This window comes from Type-E symbiont of Plautia stali (assembly GCF_059731115.1).
On the sequence record NZ_AP035907.1, the window covers coordinates 137,051 to 152,230 of the forward strand.

A 15,180-nucleotide genomic window follows, 5' to 3' on the forward strand; every position below is an offset into this window, starting at 1 on the left:
TCTCATTACAAAGTGACAGAGAGCCGCAGCGCCAGCGCGGCCAGTGTGACAAACAGCACAGGCAGGGTCATGATGATACCCGTGCGGAAGTAATACCCCCAGCTGATGGTCATATTTTTCTGCGACAGGACATGCAGCCACAACAGGGTCGCCAGGCTGCCTATTGGCGTGATTTTGGGGCCTAAATCGCAGCCAATCACGTTGGCGTGAATCATCGCTTCCTTGATGACGCCGGACGCCGTGCTTCCGTTAATCGACAGTGCTCCAACAAGAACGGTTGGCATATTGTTCATGACTGATGACAGGAATGCAGTCAGGAAACCCGTGCCAAACGTTGCCGCCAGCAGTCCCTTATCTGCCAGTATATTCAGAAGCCCGGAAAGGTACTCCGTTAAGCCAGCATTGCGCAGGCCGAAGACCACCAGGTACATACCCAGTGAGAACACAACGATCTGCCACGGCGCACCGCGCAGCACTTTTCCGGTATTAATGGCATGACCCTTTTTCGCAACGGCGAACAACACTGCAGCGCCGACGGCTGCAATAGCGCTGACGGGGATCCCCAGAGGCTCAAGCACAAAGAACCCGGCAAGCAACAGAACCAGAACAACCCAACCGGCTTTGAAGGTTGCGGGATCTTTAATCGCACTGGCAGGTGCTTTCAGTAGAGTGACGTTGTAGGTTGCAGGAATATCCCGGCGGAAAAACAGATGCAGCATACCCAGAGTGGCGGCGATGGCAGCAATATCAACGGGAAGCATGACGGATGCGTATTCCGTAAAGCCAAGCCGGAATAAGTCGGCAGAGACGATGTTCACCAGGTTCGACACGATAAGCGGCAGGCTGGCGGTATCGGCAATAAACCCGGCGGCCATAACAAAGGCCAGCGTAGTCTGTTTGCTGAACCCCAGCGCGAGCAACATGGCGATGACGATGGGGGTCAGGATAAGCGCAGCGCCATCGTTAGCAAACAGTGCCGCTACAGCTGCACCCAACAGGACAATCCAGGTAAACAACAGACGACCACGTCCGTTGCCCCAACGGGAGACATGCAGCGCAGCCCATTCGAAAAAACCCGACTCATCGAGCAGCAGGCTGATGATAATTACCGCGATAAAGGTCGCGGTTGCATTCCAGACGATATTCCAGACCACCGGAATGTCACCCATATGGATAACCCCAAATAACAAGGCCAGCACAGCACCAATGCTGGCGCTCCAGCCAATACTGAGTCCCCCGGGTTGCCAGATAACCAGGATCAATGTCAGTAAAAATATACTCCCTGCCAGTAACATTTCCGACTCCATCACATATGATTAAAAGAATGTGTTCAATTCATCTCAGCAGGATGATGCCGCTGATTTCTCCAGCCACTGACGAACGTCTTCCCGCAGGCACTGCCAGGATGTCGTGATGGTTTCTGCTGCCCATGCGGGCATATGTGGAGAAAGTCGGTAATGGATCCATTTCCCTTCCCGGCGGTCCAGAACGAGTTCAGCCTCCCGCAGAATTGCCATATGCCTGGAAACTTTGGGCTGCGACTCGGAGGTGGCCCCGCAAAGGTCACACACGCACATCTCGCCCGATTCCCTGAGAAGCATCACGATAGCCAGACGGGTTTCGTCTGACAGAATTTTGAAAAGCTGAACAGGTTGTAGCATTTTCTCTTCCGGTAAATTTAGAATACACATATGATAAATCATATGTATTTGTTTGAACATTATCGATTTTAGAGAGGAAGAAAAAATGGATCAGTTTCCAGCCCTGAATGCTGAGTGTTTCGACAGGCAGATCGCTGAGCGGCTTCAGCATCCGACACCACCACGTATTCTGAGTCTGTATGGGTCAGTACGTGAACGTTCATTCAGCCGTTTTGCTGCCGAGGAAGCGGGTCGATTGCTTATTGCTATGGGTGCAGAGGTCAAAACGTTTAACCCGTCCGGCTTGCCTCTGCCTGATGATGCACCAGAAACTCACCCTAAAGTGACGGAGCTACGTGAACTGGTGAGATGGTGTGATGGCATGGTCTGGAGTTCTCCGGAGCGTCACGGGGCGATGAGCGCAATAATGAAGGCGCAAATTGACTGGATCCCTTTGTCGGAGGGCGCTGTTCGTCCTTCCCTGGGAAAAACGCTGGCGGTCATGCAGGTATGTGGCGGTTCTCAGTCCTTCAATGCCGTCAATCAGATGCGCATTCTGGGACGCTGGATGCGCATGTTCACCATCCCGAATCAGTCCTCCGTGGCGAAAGCCTGGCAGGAATTTGATGAAAACGGGCGAATGAAACCATCATCCTGGTATGACCGCATTGTGGATGTGGCAGAAGAGCTGTTCAAAATCACGCTGCTGCTGAAAGGTCATACGAAGTACCTTGCCGATCGTTACAGCGAACGCAAGGAAAGCCACCAGGAACTGTCAGCCCGCGTCAATCAGGTGAAAATATAGAGTTCCTTGTATTGTAAACCCATCCTGAGTGAACTCAATAACGTCCGCTTTTGGCACAGGCTGTGTGAAAACTGCTGATCACGTTTTGGTCTAAGCAGTGGCTTAATATGATCAACCATTCTTGATAAACCCATGCAGCAGCCTACTTTATTTAATAAAATTATAATCATACGATTAAATATTGCAGGCGCAGGTATGACTCATCATATTAAAGGCCAAGGCAGATATCAGGTGACGTTGCTCCCTGAAGTGCTTGATGATTTTGTCACAGAAGACAACGCTGTCAGGGTTATTGATGTCTTTGTTGATGAATTACAACTTGATGCACTTGGCTTCGAGCGCGTTAATGCAAAACAAACCGGGCGGCCTGGATATCACCCCGCAACCATGCTGAAGCTGTACATTTATGGATATCTCAACCGAATTCAGTCATCCCGCAGGTTAGAAAAAGAAGCCCATCGCAACGTTGAATTAATGTGGTTACTTGAACGATTAACGCCTGATTATAAAACCATTGCAGACTTCAGAAAAACAATGGTAAAGGCATCAAAAATGCTTGTCGGGCTTTCATTGATCTGTGTCGGCAGATGCAGATGTTCACCGATGTAGTGGTTGCCATTGACGGTAGTAAGTTCAAGGCGGTAAACAGCAAATCGAACAACTTCACGCCCCAGAAAACAAAAGGCCACATCGAAAGGGTTGAGCAAAGTATCGCTCTTTACCTGAATAAACTCGATGAAGCTGACAAGGCTGTGGAGCCCGATAAAAGTGCAGGTTCAACCGCTGAAAAACTGGCATGGCTCCAAAAACGACTGAAAGAACTCAAGAAAATCCAGCATGCTGTTATGCAGCACCCTGATAAGCAGCTGTCACTGTCAGATCCTGATTCCCGGCTAATGAAGATAAGCAATGTTAACCGCCAAGTTAGTTATAACGTTCAGACTGCTGTTGATGCTAAATATCACCTGATTGTTGCGCATGAAGTAACGAATACACCAGACCGTGGGCAGCTAACATCGGTGACAAAATTAGCGCAGAACGCTGTTGGCAAAACGGATATTACCGTACTGGCTGATAAAGGTTATTACAGCCGGGGAGATATTAAAGCAACGCAGGACTTAGGTGCCGTAGCCTTAGTGCCAAAAGGCGATACCTCTGGCGCTGACCGTAAAGGTCTTTTCAATCGTTCATTGTTCAAATATGACCAGGAAAAAGATATTTATATTTGCCCGATGGGTAACGAGCTTCAGAACCGATTTACTATGGTTGAGGATGGTTTAGAACAGCAAATGTACTTTAATAATATTGCCTGTCGCGATTGCAGTCAGCGGTCAAGATGCACCACATCAAAACGCGATCCAAGACGGATAAGGCGCTGGGTTCATGAAGCAGAAATGGAAGACATGCAAGCCAGGCTTAATGCATCGCCACAAGCAGCTGTCGTGCGAAAGCAAACGGTAGAGCATCCGTTCGGGACAATTAAAATGTGGATGGGAGCGACTCACTTCCTGACGCAAAGGTTTAAAAACGTCAGCACAGAAATCAGTCTGCATGTACTGGCTTATAACCTGAAAAGGATGATGTCCATCTGGGGTACCGAAGGACTGGCCATTATGCTGCGAGAACGATGTAACTAGCGGCAGTGGCCGCTTTAACTCCTAATAACAGGTCATTAGCACTCAATTTCCAGCACAAAGCCTCGATTTTCCTCTACATACAAATCACTGCGAGTACGGTCCATATCAGGAATATCTTGCATCCCCGGCTAGTGTTAGTCCTCAGATACTGCAAAAACCGAGTTTATACACAGCCTGGGCGCATAGCAGACATCCACAACAGCTAATGTCCGCTCCGAGCGCAGGCTGTGTGAAAACTCATATCTTTAAGTAGCCTAACAATATTTCTCATCTGTGTTTTGAGAAAGCTTTTTAAGTTGACGAGGTAATCTGTGATTTAATTCGGGTGTGTCAGAATTTTTTATTGCGGGAAAGAGCCTGATATTTGTTACTGGAGGATAAAACGGCCGGAACCGTTAGCCGTATTGTTCCTGAAGCTGAAATATCAATCCTGTAGTAACCCATATCGATATCATCCTTTTCAGGTTATAAGCCAATATATGTAGACTCATTTCCGTACTGACATTTTTAAATTTCCGCATCAGAAAGTGCGTTGCACCCATCCACATTTTAATTGTCCCAAACGGATGTTCTACCGTTTGCTTTCGCATGACTACCGCCTGCGGAAATGACTCAAGCCTCGCATGCATTTCTTCCATTTCAGCTTCATGAACCCAACGCCGTATACGCCTTGGATCGCGTTTTGATGTGGTGCATCTTGACCGCTGACTGCAATCGCGACAGGCAATATTGTTAAAGTACAACTGTTGCTCCAGTCCGTCCTCTATTGATGTAAATCGATTCTGAAGCTCATTACCCATTGGGCATACATAAACATCTTTTTCCCTGTTATATCTGAACATTGAGCGATTATAGAGCCCCTTACGTTCAACGCCAGAGGTATCTCCTTTTGGCACTAACGCCACGGCTCCGCTATCCAGAACCGTTTTAATATCGCTGCGACTGTAATACCCTTTGTCGGCAAGTACTGTTATGTCCTTCCGGCCAACAGCTTTCTGAGCCAGTGTTGCTACCAAACCAAGTTGCCCGTTATCTGTTGTGTTGGTGACTTCATGCGCAACAATCAAATGTTTCTTCGTATCCACAGCTGTCTGAACGTTGTAGCAAACTTGCCGATTCATATTATTTGTTTTCATCAACCGGGAGTCAGGGTCGGTTAAAGAGAGTTGTTTATCTGGCTGTTGTGCGACGGCTTCTTGGATCTCCTGAAGCTCACGTAAACGCTTTTTTAGCCAGGCCAGTTTAGTGGCTGTTAACTTATCGTTTGCATCGGGCTCAGCATTCTTGTCGGCTTCATCCAGCTTATTTAAACAATAAGTAATACTTTGCTCAACGCGCTCAATATGGTCTTTGGCTTTCTGGGATGTGAAGTTATTAGGTTTGCTGTTAACTGCTTTAAATTTGCTACCGTCGATGGCTACAACGACATCAGTGAACATTTGCATTTGCCGACACAGGCCAATAAAAGCCCGACAGGCATTCCTGATACCTTCACCGTTATCTTTTCTGAAGTCTGCAATGGTTTTGAAATCAGGCGTTAATCGTTCAAGTAACCACATCAGTTCAACGTTCCGATGGGCCTCTTTTTCCAGTCTACGGGAGGACTGAATTCGGTTGAGATATCCGTAAATGTACAACTTCAGTCGGGTGGCAGGGTGATATCCGGGCCGTCCGGTTCGCTTTGCATCAACTCTTCTGAAACCAAGAGAATCGAGCTTTAGTCCATCAACAAAGATATCAACCACTCTGACGGGGTTATCTTCAGTGACAAAATCATCCAGTGCATCAGGGAGCAATGTCACCTGAAGCCTGCCTTGTCCTTGAATGTGATTGGCCATGTAGGTATCCGCATTATTCATTTGTATGTTTTTAATTTTAATGAAAAAGTCAGTCCGTCGCATGGGTTTATCAAGAATGGTTGATCATATGAAACCATCGCTTAGACCAAAAGGTGATCAGGAGTTTTCACACAGCCTGAGCGATCTGCAGACATTTATGACAGCACTCTATTTGAATCAACGGAGGGGCAGAACACGTCTGTAACAATATCCTGTTAGCTTATTTCTGAGTAGGTCTTTAAGTCCTTTAGGCCAACTGACTATCCTTTTATAGTTACCACAGTTCTAACTATCATTTGCAGAAAAGGAGCACTGAGATGATTTTTACTGACGATAAAATTTTGGGATATGGCAGTTCACATCAGTTTTATTCAGTCGGGGACGAACTTGTTTTAGACAAAAATTACCGCCGCGCTCACCTCCCATTGGTTAACTCGTCCCATCCAGATGTCATAACCAGTGATGAAGACTACTGTATGGGGACGTATAATACCCAACGGCATTCTATAATACTGCCCGTTAGTGATGAACGCCTGCGCCAAACAACAACGTTTATCGAGATTGAGAAGGCTCTTCGCAACGCATCGTTTACAAATAAGATAGTCTGGGACTTGCTGGAAAAAAGGAAAAACCTGTTACATGCGACAATCAGTAGCGGGTTGAACGATAATTGCATAGAACTTGCCATTGAATCACTTCAGACATTTATGGATACACAACCAGTAAAAAAATACAAGCTTGGCGGGATTTTTATGGGGCCAGTCAATACTGGAAGACTTTATCTAAAAGTGTATCCCGAAGCGACCGGTTCGGGGCATATATTCGGTGAGATCCAGTCACTGCTTGGGCTTAAGCAAACAGAGTTTTTCCTTGTAGGTTATTTTAACCTGACAGATCATCTCAATCAGCCTGAAACAATAGAGCTTTCTGAGATCCTCAATCGTTTTTATAATGAAACGCTATGGGAAGATGAACTCAGAGAATTATGGCTTATTTCAACACACGATGACTTGGTCTTGAGCGGTGAAATATCCAAAAAAATTATCAGGTCTGCATAACAGAAATTGATACCGGCCTTTTAGCCCCAGCGGAATAGCTTCTGTAAATCACCATTAAAATAAGCAAGAAACTTCCACGGGTGACATGGAACTGGCTAAGGGCATAAGCGAAGGGCTACTGTGAGCGAAAAGCGGACGCTGTCCTGCAACCATTTTCAAAAATACAGCCAGGGAAATGCAGGTGTAGCGGCAATGCAAAAATCAATTATCATCCGGCATTGAATATTTCAACTCTATATCAGGCGTATCCGTTAAATTCCGCCCTGAGCGGGCCATTAAATACCCGGCAATCTCCTCGACACTTAGGTTAGCATTTAACATTTCAGGATTCTGGAACCAATTATCCGGCCAGAAGATTAGGTCAGATGGATTACCTGCAAAATTACATTCAAGTAATGAAAGTGCGAAGTTTTGCTCGGACTCCTTGCCCTCGCAGACACAGATGAATGTTATTGTTTGAAGCAATTCTTCCCACGTAAAGTCAGGGTAAAATTTATCCAGATTAAAAGCCATCCTGGTAAATCCTCTGGCATTGGTCCAGGAGGAGAAGTCTCTGAAATCAGAAAATGTATAGGGGTGCACAACCTGGTTATTCCATTCGACCATCATAGCCGCCAGATCAGCATCGTCCTGTTCTGCACCTTCATCAATTTTGGAAATTATCATTTCAGCTTTTTTTGCTAGTTCACTAATTTTTTTACTACTGACTTTGGTAGGTTTCATCCTTTCCGGCAGTGGCATTGTTTTAATCCTTGAGCATTCAGAGACATCTTTATTGGTCATCTGATTGGCATATTACTAAAAAGCCCATTTCGAAGCACCTGGTATTCTGTTGAAAGGTTATATCAGCAGCTTAGATCACCCCTAATTATCCTTAAATTGTCATAGTACGTTAACGTCTGCTCCTTGCACTTAGCGGCTCTCAGGACGTGAACTGTCTGCTTAGAACAAACAGAGGGGAGTGCAATGCGCAAAAGAACGCTCATAATTAAAGCATTAACCTTATCGTGATATGGTAGCCTTCAAGCAACAAACTATTTTTATCAGGAGGAATTATGCACGGACCAGATCCATCCAATACACATCCAATGGAGGGATTCCCACAGGTTTGCTTTATCAAAAATACGATAAAAAACCCTAACATCATCGTGGGTGATTTTACTTATTACGATGATCCAGAGGACTCAGAAAACTTCGAGCGTAATGTTCTCTATCATTTTCCTTTTATAGGAGACAAGCTGATCATTGGTAAGTTTTGCGCCATTGCTAAAGGCGTTCAATTCATAATGAATGGGGCAAATCATAAACTTTCTGGCTTCTCTACTTTCCCGTTTTATATTTTCGGAAACGGATGGGAAAACGCCATGCCACAAGCGGGTGATTTACCTTACATAGGCGACACTGTGATTGGCAACGATGTATGGATCGGCTTTGACGCTCTGATTATGCCAGGTGTGAAAATCGGTAATGGCGCGATTATTTCATCACGTTCGGTCGTCACCTCCGATGTGCCTGCCTATACGATTGCGGGTGGCAACCCTGCAAAAATTATTAAGAAACGCTTCCCAGAGGAAACTATAGCGACACTGGAAAAGCTGGCGTGGTGGAACTGGCCGGTTGAAAAGATCACCAAAAATATCACGGCAATAATGTCCAATGATATTGAAAAATTGCGTAATTAACGGTCCTTCTCTGCAGGAATACCGAAGATTAAACTTTAGGTGCGCTATCGGATCATCGTCCGCACTTGCTACCAGGCAGCGAAATAAAGGATTTAAAAACAGTGTTTTCAACGATAGGCTCTTGCGTTGTCTCACATTGACTCAGGAGCGTAGCCAATATGTTCGACCATCCTACCCAACCCGAAGTCGCTGAATGGTTTGCCAGTCTGGGTATTGAAGAAGTGTCATACAGTGTGTGTGGTATCGTCCTCACGAACGAACCGCCTGAGCACTGGTTCTATAAGCGCAACAAACTGCGACCTGAGAGTCTTAAGCTGGAATTGCGCATCCCATCGAGCGGGAACTGGCTGGTCGATTTATCACGTCATGACCAGCTGTTCAATGTTCAGTGGCGTCCTGATGACGACTTACGCATTCAGTCGGCGCAACTGCGCTATCGCAAGTTAATCAAGTGGCCTCGACTGGCCTGCCTTATGGATTTTCCCCAGCTGATTGGGCAACTAGAGACGTGTCTGGAGATCAACTTTCTGCGTCATGCCAATTTCGGCGCGTGCCTGATCGAACCCGAAACGCTGGCGCGGAATGCCAGAATCCGTCAATGGTTAGCTCCCTGCGCTGATAATTTTGGCTGGAACAGCAAAACTCAGCCGGATTAACAATCCTCGTTAAATGCCTTCATGAGTTCACATGCAAGTAGTGATACTGAGTTTAAAAAGTCACTCATGCTGTTCGCTGCTGCCACAGCGCATATCACGGTGGCGTCCTGAAGGGATTGCGACTCATCTACCGCAACTGGCTATCTTTGCTGCCACGGCGGTTATACCCGCTGTGGCTGGCTTCTTTTTTATCTAACGCACTTTGGCACTTCACGCAGTAACGCACCCCAGGCAACGCGCTGCGACGCGCTTCGGGAATCGGTTCCCCGCACTCGTCGCAATACTCTGCACTTTCGCCCTGGTTGAGGTGGCTCCTGGCGCGCGCAATCGCGTCATCCACGGTCGCATCAATCTGCTTTTGCACTGCACCATCTTCAGACCAGCCGCCTGCCATAATTCCTCCTGATTTTCATCGACTGGTCAAAGTATAGTTCAGTAGCTATCAGGCACGATCATGCTCTCAGGCACCGGATGACGGGCATAATTTTCATGATGAATGCGGGAAGGTAATGAAATCTGCTCGCCTTCTGCGGCTTCATACGGCACCTGTTGCAGCAGGTGAGAAATGCAGTTCAGACGCGCTTTCTTCTTATCAACGCCTTGCACCACCCACCATGGCGCCTCAGAAATATTGGTGCGCTCCAGCATCATCTCTTTGGCGGCGGTGTAATCCTCCCAGCGGCGACGGCTTTCCAAATCCATCGGACTCAGCTTCCACTGCTTCAGCGGATCATGAATGCGGCTAAGGAAGCGCATTTCCTGCTCTTCATCGGTGATGGAGATCCAGTATTTCACGATCTGAATGCCGCTGCGCACCAGCATGCGTTCAAACTCTGGCGTGCTGTGGAAGAACTCCTCGTACTCCGCATCGCTGCAAAATCCCATCACCTTTTCGACGCCCGCGCGGTTGTACCAGCTACGGTCGAACAAGACGATCTCGCCCGCTGACGGCAGATGAGAGACGTAACGTTGAAAATACCACTGCGTGCACTCACGTTCATTTGGCGCGGGCAGTGCCGCCACGCGGCAATAGCGCGGATTGAGTCGCTGCATGATACGTTTAATCACGCCGCCTTTGCCTGCCGCGTCGCGGCCTTCAAAAATCACCACCAGTCGATGGCCGGTGCGGATCACCCAGTTTTGCAGCTTCACTAATTCGCCCTGAAGATGCAGCAGCTCCATAAAATAGCGGCGACGCCACGCCATCTCTTGCGGATCGTTATTGGCCGCCAGACCAAAATCCGCTAACTCCATCTCCAGCGATTCGTCATAGCTGTCATAGAATTCCTGTAAAAAGCGCGCATCAAACATATTGTTGTTATTTATTTCGTGTGCAGACATCGTCTTATCCCTGTCGAAGCGAGCGTTACAGTGAAGTCATGATCCAGTAGAGGGCGGCAGAGAGCAGTGCGGCGGCAGGCAAGGTGAGCACCCAGGCCAGTACCATATTGCGCAGCGTACCGAACTGTAAGCCGCTGCGATTGGCGGCCATGGTGCCCGCAATCCCTGAGGAGAGCACGTGTGTGGTTGAGACCGGAAGACCAAAGGCATCCGCCGCGCCAATGGTGCCCATCGCCACCATCTGCGCACTGATGCCTTGCGCATAGTTAAGCTGGCTTTTGCCGATCTTCTCACCCAGCGTGGTGACAATGCGGCGCCAGCCCACCATGGTGCCTAATCCCAAAGCCAGTGCCACCGCGACTTTGACCCAGGTCGGGATAAATTGCGTTGCACCGTTCAGCGCGTTTTTCAGCGCCTGCAGATTTTGCTGGGTGGCAGACGGCAAAATCAGCGAGTGATCGGCTTGCAGACGTTTGATGGTTTCAGCTGCCAGATACATCTCATTACGCACGGCTGGTTTCTGCTCGGCCGGGATAGCCTGCAACGCGCCATATTGCTTTAGCGTGGCGCCAATGTTGCCACTGACCTGCGCCAGCGCGGCGACCACCTTCGTATCGCGTTGGCCAGTGCGCAGATAAGTCGCTAATACATCATCAGGCTGAGCAGGAGTGGGTGTGTTGCTGAACTGCAGCAGTTGTGACTGGCTGCTTTCGGTCAGTGTGATCAGATGTGGAATATCGGACTGGGGCACGGAACGATTGAGAGAATAGGTTACGGGCAGGGCAGCCACCAGAATCAGCATCATCAGCCCCATGCCTTTTTGGCCATCATTCGAGCCATGTGCAAAGGAGACGCCGGTGCAGGACAGCACCATCAAACCGCGGATCCACATCGGTGGCGCACATTCGTGTTTGCTGGTGGCATACAACTCTGGCTTTTTCACCACGCGCTTCATCAACACCAGCAATAGTGCAGCACAGACGAAGCCAACAATCGGTGACAGGATCAGCGCATTGCCGATGTTTAATGCCTGTCCCCAGTTTACGCCGCTCATGGCGCTACGCCCGTGCATCACGGCATTGGCGATGCCCACGCCAATAATGGAACCAATTAAGGTGTGCGATGAGGAGGCGGGCAGGCCCAACCACCAGGTGGCGAGGTTCCAGATAATCGCCGAGAACAGCAGGGCGTAGATCATCACAAAGCTTTCGCTGCTGCCGGTTTGCATAATGAGTTCAATCGGCAACAGGGAGATGATGCCGAAAGCCACCGCGCCAGAAGAGCATAAAACACCAAGGAAATTGAAAATTCCTGACCACACCACCGCCACGGTCGGAGAGAGTGAGCGGGTATAAATGACGGTAGCCACGGCGTTGGCCGTGTCGTGAAAACCATTGACGAACTCGAAACCTAATGCCGCTAATAAGGCAAAACCAAGCAGCATTAATGGCAGTGCACTGCTAAATGTGACCCCGGTTTGCTGTATATCTCCGACTAATTGCGTTCCTGCAAAGAGAATGCCGGCGAGTAAAACCATGCCGAACAGGAAAAGCGGTTTCTTACTGTTTTTTGCAGGGAGTTGAATCGCGGAAGACAGCGGTGAAGCGGCAACATGTAAAGTTTGAGGCGTAACGTAATCACTCATTAGTGAAAATTTCCTATAGATCGCTAAAGCAGCATAAGCACAACGATATGTGCGGCTAACATATAGAAAATTTATGAAAGTTTTATGACAGAACTGTCAAAATTTAGTCATATAAATGAAATTTTTGGGATGCAATAAAATCGATATTTTCTTTTTTTATCATTAAAAACAATTTGTTGCGTGGTTATTCCTCAGTGGTGAATTCACCAGTTTGAGTTTTATTTCTGCCATAAATTTGTCACATTATGATTTGACTGATTACTATAGATTATATTTTCAGCGGGAGATCATTACCGTGCTAATGAGATCTAAGCTTGAAGACCCTGCGTTAATGTTGGCGTTAACTTATAGAACCAGACGACTATTTGTGGCGTCTTTTCAACTCATCAAACAACCATTCTTTGCTGATGGGGCCGGAACTTAACTTCTGAATCATGGCATTATCCGCATAGTTGAGTAGCCATTCTCCGAGTTCCGCCATGCCCGCTTCATAAGAGCCGTGCACCTCAACAAACTTTTCCGACAAAATCAGTAGCTCCATGCGCAGCGCGTTACTGCGGGTCATGAACTCCAGATAGCCTTCGCGATCGGTTTCATAATCGGGGATCTTCGACAGCACAATGACCTCTTCTTCCTGAATGGTGGCCTGCCAGTGTAAACCGCTCTGTCCTTTATGTGCAGAATAATCATGCTGTACAAGTGAATATTTAATTGTTGCGGTTCGCTTATCCGATAATTTCCTTAATCGCTTTAAGTGTATTGCGGGGCATTTAATATCAAGCCCATTCCTCCATAGCATAGCGGTTATGCGGCTGGACGTATTTCTGCCGGGTATGGGCCTGTTTATGCTGCTCCCATCATTCAATGAGAGAGCGACAAATGAACACACTATTTACGCCTATTACCGCCGGACAATTACGTCTTCAGCATCGTGTCGTGATGGCACCGACAACCCGTATGCGCAGTGAAAATGGCGGCGTGCCGGGTCAGTTGATGGTTGAGTATTATCGACAGCGCACCAGTCCCGGTGGGTTGCTGATTGCGGAAGCCACCGCGATTTCGCCCCATGCGAATGCCTATGCCGATGCGCCGGGCATTTTCAATGACGCTCAACAGGCGGGATGGAAGCAGGTGGTTGATGCGGTGCATAAGCAGGGCGGTCAGATAGTGCTGCAATTGTGGCACCCAGGGCGTCAGTCATTGCCAGAACTGTCAGAAGGTTACCAGCCGGTTGCACCTTCGGCTTTGACTGCGCGAGAGACCTACGGCGTGGGCAAGAATGCCGATGGTATTTATGAAGGAAAGTTGTTCCCTGAACCACGTGAATTGCAAGAAGAAGAAATTCCACAACTTATTGAAGCGTATCGACAGGCTGCGATAAGGGCAAAGTCGGCGGGTTTTGACGGAGTTGAGCTGCATGCTGCTAACGGGTATTTACCGGAACAATTTTTGCTGGATGGCAGCAATAAACGTCAGGACAGCTGGGGTGGAAGCCTGGCTAATCGAGCGCGGTTTTTACTGGAGGTGGTGGCAGCTCTGACGGAAGTGCATGGGCCGGGACGGGTTGGCGTCCGAATTTCTCCAAGTGGCATTTATGGTGATATGCATGATAGTGACCCGGCAGCGACGTTCAGCTATTTGGCCGACAAGCTCAATGATATGGCGCTGGCGTATCTGCACATTATTGAGCCGCGCATTGTCGGACCGGAAGACAGGGAAGGCGGGCATTATGAGGAACCGGTAGCCAGCCGACATCTGCGCGAGTTTTACCATGGCACCCTTATCGCGGCGGGAGGCTTTAAACCTGAGGCGGGGGAGAAAATGCTCGAAGCGGGTGAGGCAGACTTGATCGCATTTGGTCGTTTGTTTACCTCGAATCCCGATTTACCTGCAAGGATCCAACATGGCTATCCGTTAGCTCACTATCAGCGTGACGCATTTTTCGGTGGAGATGCTAAAGGCTATACGGATTTTCCTGCCTATGCGCAGTAGCAACGCGAGTTAATCCTTAGAAGAGCGGCCGTCTGGCCGCTTTTGCCTCGATCAATAAACGCCCGCCTCAATCACCTTTCTCCAGGCTCTAAAATCACTATCAAGCCAGTGCGGTTCCGCACTGGCTTATACGCCTTAAATCTGAGAAACCCCTACAGAAGCACCGCCATCAACATACAGTGTTTGTCCGGTCATAAAGCCCGCGTCCTCAGATAACAGGAACTGGATAGTGGCGGCAATCTCCTCTGGTATGCCAAAACGCTTCATGGGTACGCTATCCAGATAACGTTGTTCACCCTCACTGCCTGGTGCGTTGCTAGCTCGAAACAGTTCTGTCTCTGTCGGGCCGGGGGCAACAGCGTTTACGGTAATCCCCTGAGTCGCCAGTTCCAGCGCCCAGCTACGTGTAAAGCTGATCAAAGCTGCCTTTGCAGCAGCATAGGACGTGCGCTGCGGAACGCCGAGGACCGTCAGGCTAGCAATATTGATGACTCTTCCCCAGCCACGGGCTTGCATACCGGGTAAGGCGGTTTGCACTGCTAATAGGGCAGGATGCAAGTTGACGCGTAATACTTCATCCAGCGTTGCCGTCGAGACTTCGGGTAACCATTGCGGACTTACTAAACCGACATTGTTAATGATGCCATCTACATCGAACTCCGCATTGATTTGCTCCAGCTTCTGTTTTGTTGCGAGCGTATCTGCGAGGTCGAGTGAGACAAAATGTCCCGGGAAGCTTTGCTCAGGCTGATGTCGTGCAATACCGATCACGAGATGGCCTGCATCAGCCAGACGCTGGGATAAAGCCAGGCCAATCCCTTTGCTGGCACCGGTAATCAAAAATGTTCTTTGCGGTTGCATATTTTACTCCTGCGTTGAACGACAA

The 15,180-nt window shown here is 48.4% G+C and carries 14 protein-coding genes and 1 pseudogene; 6 read left to right on the top strand and 9 right to left on the bottom strand.

The genetic code is table 11. From position 1 onward, the window contains the following. Positions 1 to 5: 5 nt before the first annotated feature. Positions 6 to 1,295: an arsenite efflux transporter membrane subunit ArsB gene (arsB, locus tag AC6I8L_RS20520; protein ID WP_058960744.1), complete on the bottom strand. Its 1,290-nt coding sequence runs from the start codon at positions 1,293 to 1,295 to the stop codon at positions 6 to 8. Between the two features lie 45 nt (positions 1,296 to 1,340). Then, on the bottom strand, positions 1,341 to 1,661 hold the full coding sequence (gene arsR / locus AC6I8L_RS20525; protein WP_058960743.1) for an As(III)-sensing metalloregulatory transcriptional repressor ArsR: 321 nt from the start codon (positions 1,659 to 1,661) through the stop codon (positions 1,341 to 1,343). An 85-nt stretch (positions 1,662 to 1,746) separates the two neighbouring features. Here arsR and arsH point away from each other — a divergent pair, with 85 nt between their 5' ends. Together arsH and AC6I8L_RS20535 are read left to right on the top strand one after the other, a co-directional pair. After that, positions 1,747 to 2,445, top strand: coding sequence for an arsenic resistance NADPH-dependent reductase ArsH (gene arsH, locus AC6I8L_RS20530; RefSeq protein WP_058960742.1), 699 nt, complete (start codon positions 1,747 to 1,749; stop codon positions 2,443 to 2,445). A gap of 195 nt (positions 2,446 to 2,640) precedes the next feature. Then, positions 2,641 to 4,082: pseudogene (locus AC6I8L_RS20535) on the top strand (IS1182 family transposase). Between the two features lie 395 nt (positions 4,083 to 4,477). Here AC6I8L_RS20535 and AC6I8L_RS20540 read toward each other — a convergent pair. Continuing rightward, positions 4,478 to 5,920 (bottom strand): IS1182 family transposase, encoded by a 1,443-nt coding sequence (locus tag AC6I8L_RS20540; protein ID WP_058960787.1) that lies wholly within the window; start codon positions 5,918 to 5,920, stop codon positions 4,478 to 4,480. A 317-nt stretch (positions 5,921 to 6,237) separates the two neighbouring features. Here AC6I8L_RS20540 and AC6I8L_RS20545 point away from each other — a divergent pair, with 317 nt between their 5' ends. Continuing rightward, positions 6,238 to 6,978, top strand: coding sequence for a hypothetical protein (locus AC6I8L_RS20545; protein WP_498014661.1), 741 nt, complete (start codon positions 6,238 to 6,240; stop codon positions 6,976 to 6,978). Positions 6,979 to 7,179: 201 nt separating this feature from the next. Here AC6I8L_RS20545 and AC6I8L_RS20550 read toward each other — a convergent pair whose 3' ends face one another. After that, positions 7,180 to 7,719 carry a hypothetical protein gene (locus AC6I8L_RS20550; protein WP_058960739.1) on the bottom strand — a complete coding sequence of 180 codons (540 nt, stop codon included), beginning with the start codon at positions 7,717 to 7,719 and terminating at the stop codon, positions 7,180 to 7,182. 314 nt (positions 7,720 to 8,033) lie between these two features. Between AC6I8L_RS20550 and AC6I8L_RS20555 the strand changes: the two genes are divergently transcribed. Both AC6I8L_RS20555 and AC6I8L_RS20560 read left to right on the top strand, forming a co-directional pair. After that, complete coding sequence (locus AC6I8L_RS20555) at positions 8,034 to 8,660, top strand: Vat family streptogramin A O-acetyltransferase (protein WP_058960738.1); 627 nt, start codon at positions 8,034 to 8,036, stop codon at positions 8,658 to 8,660. 158 nt (positions 8,661 to 8,818) lie between these two features. Beyond that, a complete protein-coding gene (locus AC6I8L_RS20560; protein WP_058960737.1) occupies positions 8,819 to 9,316 on the top strand; it encodes a hypothetical protein in 498 nt (165 codons plus the stop codon). Positions 9,317 to 9,443: 127 nt separating this feature from the next. On the opposite strand, the gene AC6I8L_RS20565 is transcribed toward AC6I8L_RS20560, so the two are convergent. The 4 genes from AC6I8L_RS20565 to AC6I8L_RS20580 all read right to left on the bottom strand — a co-directional run bounded on the left by AC6I8L_RS20565 (position 9,444) and on the right by AC6I8L_RS20580 (position 12,921). Continuing rightward, a complete protein-coding gene (locus AC6I8L_RS20565) occupies positions 9,444 to 9,710 on the bottom strand; it encodes a DksA/TraR family C4-type zinc finger protein (protein ID WP_058960736.1) in 267 nt (88 codons plus the stop codon). Between the two features lie 38 nt (positions 9,711 to 9,748). Beyond that, positions 9,749 to 10,657 (bottom strand): polyphosphate kinase 2, encoded by a 909-nt coding sequence (gene ppk2, locus AC6I8L_RS20570; RefSeq protein ID WP_058960735.1) that lies wholly within the window; start codon positions 10,655 to 10,657, stop codon positions 9,749 to 9,751. A gap of 25 nt (positions 10,658 to 10,682) precedes the next feature. Beyond that, positions 10,683 to 12,302 carry an inorganic phosphate transporter gene (locus AC6I8L_RS20575; protein WP_058960734.1) on the bottom strand — a complete coding sequence of 540 codons (1,620 nt, stop codon included), beginning with the start codon at positions 12,300 to 12,302 and terminating at the stop codon, positions 10,683 to 10,685. A gap of 361 nt (positions 12,303 to 12,663) precedes the next feature. Beyond that, positions 12,664 to 12,921 carry a hypothetical protein gene (locus AC6I8L_RS20580; protein ID WP_034822590.1) on the bottom strand — a complete coding sequence of 86 codons (258 nt, stop codon included), beginning with the start codon at positions 12,919 to 12,921 and terminating at the stop codon, positions 12,664 to 12,666. Between the two features lie 260 nt (positions 12,922 to 13,181). On the opposite strand from AC6I8L_RS20580, the gene AC6I8L_RS20585 reads away from it, so the two are divergent. Beyond that, positions 13,182 to 14,294 carry an alkene reductase gene (locus AC6I8L_RS20585; protein ID WP_058960733.1) on the top strand — a complete coding sequence of 371 codons (1,113 nt, stop codon included), beginning with the start codon at positions 13,182 to 13,184 and terminating at the stop codon, positions 14,292 to 14,294. A gap of 135 nt (positions 14,295 to 14,429) precedes the next feature. Here the strand turns inward: AC6I8L_RS20585 and AC6I8L_RS20590 are convergent, their stop codons facing one another. Then, the gene (locus tag AC6I8L_RS20590) at positions 14,430 to 15,155 is read right to left on the bottom strand and encodes an SDR family oxidoreductase (protein ID WP_058960732.1); all 726 of its coding nucleotides are present in this window, start codon (positions 15,153 to 15,155) and stop codon (positions 14,430 to 14,432) included. Between the last annotated feature and the right edge of the window lie 25 nt (positions 15,156 to 15,180).

Coding starts and splice junctions, on each gene's coding strand:
- arsB (WP_058960744.1), bottom strand. CDS start 1,295: ATGTTACTGGCAGGGAGTATATTTTTACTGACATTGATCCTGGTTATC.
- arsR (WP_058960743.1), bottom strand. CDS start 1,661: ATGCTACAACCTGTTCAGCTTTTCAAAATTCTGTCAGACGAAACCCGT.
- arsH (WP_058960742.1), top strand. CDS start 1,747: ATGGATCAGTTTCCAGCCCTGAATGCTGAGTGTTTCGACAGGCAGATC.
- AC6I8L_RS20540 (WP_058960787.1), bottom strand. CDS start 5,920: ATGGCCAATCACATTCAAGGACAAGGCAGGCTTCAGGTGACATTGCTC.
- AC6I8L_RS20545 (WP_498014661.1), top strand. CDS start 6,238: ATGATTTTTACTGACGATAAAATTTTGGGATATGGCAGTTCACATCAG.
- AC6I8L_RS20550 (WP_058960739.1), bottom strand. CDS start 7,719: ATGCCACTGCCGGAAAGGATGAAACCTACCAAAGTCAGTAGTAAAAAA.
- AC6I8L_RS20555 (WP_058960738.1), top strand. CDS start 8,034: ATGCACGGACCAGATCCATCCAATACACATCCAATGGAGGGATTCCCA.
- AC6I8L_RS20560 (WP_058960737.1), top strand. CDS start 8,819: ATGTTCGACCATCCTACCCAACCCGAAGTCGCTGAATGGTTTGCCAGT.
- AC6I8L_RS20565 (WP_058960736.1), bottom strand. CDS start 9,710: ATGGCAGGCGGCTGGTCTGAAGATGGTGCAGTGCAAAAGCAGATTGAT.
- ppk2 (WP_058960735.1), bottom strand. CDS start 10,657: ATGTCTGCACACGAAATAAATAACAACAATATGTTTGATGCGCGCTTT.
- AC6I8L_RS20575 (WP_058960734.1), bottom strand. CDS start 12,302: ATGAGTGATTACGTTACGCCTCAAACTTTACATGTTGCCGCTTCACCG.
- AC6I8L_RS20585 (WP_058960733.1), top strand. CDS start 13,182: ATGAACACACTATTTACGCCTATTACCGCCGGACAATTACGTCTTCAG.
- AC6I8L_RS20590 (WP_058960732.1), bottom strand. CDS start 15,155: ATGCAACCGCAAAGAACATTTTTGATTACCGGTGCCAGCAAAGGGATT.